The sequence below is a fragment of the Kitasatospora sp. NPDC057518 genome, assembly GCF_042802075.1.
Classification (GTDB): Bacteria; Actinomycetota; Actinomycetes; order Streptomycetales; family Streptomycetaceae; genus Kitasatospora.
Genome location: NZ_JBHVEU010000775.1, coordinates 1 through 1,622, shown reverse-complemented (window position 1 = coordinate 1,622; position 1,622 = coordinate 1). Strand labels below are relative to the sequence as shown.

Annotated in this window: 1 protein-coding gene; it reads left to right on the top strand. The window is 75.9% G+C overall.

Annotated features, from left to right (window positions below):
- Positions 1-127: 127 nt before the first annotated feature.
- The gene (locus ACFU7Z_RS39310; RefSeq protein ID WP_380782962.1) at positions 128-1,519 is read left to right on the top strand and encodes an FAD-dependent oxidoreductase; all 1,392 of its coding nucleotides are present in this window, start codon (positions 128-130) and stop codon (positions 1,517-1,519) included.
- Positions 1,520-1,622: the final 103 nt, after the last annotated feature.

Here is a 1,622-nt window from a genome sequence, read left to right as displayed (position 1 = left end):
CAGCCGCGGCACCGGGCGGGGGTGCCGCGGACCCGCGCGCACGCGCGCTCCGGGCGAAGGCCGACAGCGCGGCGGCGCACCAGCACGGGGACCGCCACCCGTCCCACACCCGACAGAAGGGACCGTCATGGGCACCCGTACCGACGAATGCGCCGTGGTTCTCGGCGGAAGCATCGCAGGCCTGTTGGCAGCGAGGGTGCTCGCCGAGTCCTATCCCCGGGTCGTCGTCGTCGAACGCGACCGGATCCTCGGCGTCCGGGGGCCGCGGCGCGGCGTCCCGCACGGCAACCACGCCCACGGGCTGGTCGCCCGCGGCCACCAGATCATGGAGTCGCTGTTCCCCGGCCTCACCGACGAACTGGTCGCCGCCGGGGTGCGGCCCGGCGACTTCAGCGCCGACATCCGCTGGTACTTCAACGGGCTGCGGCTGCGGCCGACGCACACCGGCCTGCCGTCCGTACCCGCCACCCGGCCGGTGCTCGAACACCATCTGCGCGAGCGGGTACGGGCGCTGCCGGAGGTGACGTTCCTGGAGGAACACGACGTCATCGCCCCGGTGACCGACACCACCAGGCGTCGGGTCACCGGCGTCCGGGTGCAGCGGCGCGCCCCCGGGAGCGCGGAGCGCACGCTCTCCGCGCACCTGGTCGTCGACACCACCGGCCGCGGCTCGCGCACCCCGCGCTGGCTGGCCGACCTCGGGTACGAGGCACCCCCCGAGGAGCGGATCGAGATCGACCTGGCGTACACCACCCGCCACTACCGCCTCAAGGGGGATCCGTTCGGCAGCGACATCGCCATCATCCCCGCCGCCACGCCCTCGCACCCGCGCGGGGCCTTCTTCTACCGGGTGCCCGGCGAGGACAACCGGGTGGAGCTGTCGGTGACCGGGATCGTGGGCGACCACCCGCCCGTCGACCCCGAGGGGTTCCACGCCTTCGTCCGCTCGCTGCCCGTCCCCGAGATCCACGAGGCGATCCGCGACGCCGAACCGCTCGACGAGCCCCTGCGGTTCCGCTTCCCGGCCAGTGTCCGCAGGGACTACCACCGGCTGGAGCGCTTCCCCGCCGGGCTGGTCGTCCTGGGCGACGCGGTGTGCAGCTTCAACCCGGCCTACGCCCAGGGCATGACCTCCGCCGCGCTGCAGGCCCTGGTGCTGCGGCGGCACACCGCGGGGCGGCGGCTGCCGAACCCCCGGGCCTACTTCCGCGACGTCGCGCGGGAGATCCGGGCCCCCTGGTCCTTCGCCGCGGTGACCGACCTGGGCTACCCGGGCGTCGCGGGCCGCCGCACCCCGCAGACCCACCTGGTCAACCGCTACGCGGCGCTGGCCCAGCGGGCGGCGGTCCACGATCCCCGGATCACCGAGGCACTGGTGCGGATCGCCGGACTGGTGGCCACCCCGCAGTCGCTGATGCACCCGCGCACCCTGCTGCGGGTGCTGCGCGCCGCCCGCCGGCCCGTCCCGCCCCCGGCCGGCGCCCACGCGGGCGCTCCGGAGCTCTCCGGCCGGAACTGAGCCGTCGGCGGCCGATCGGAACGGGCCGCCCGCCGGAACAGCCGCGCCCACCGGAACGGGCCGCCCGCCGGAACGGCCGAGCCCGGCACCGGACTCCCGGTGC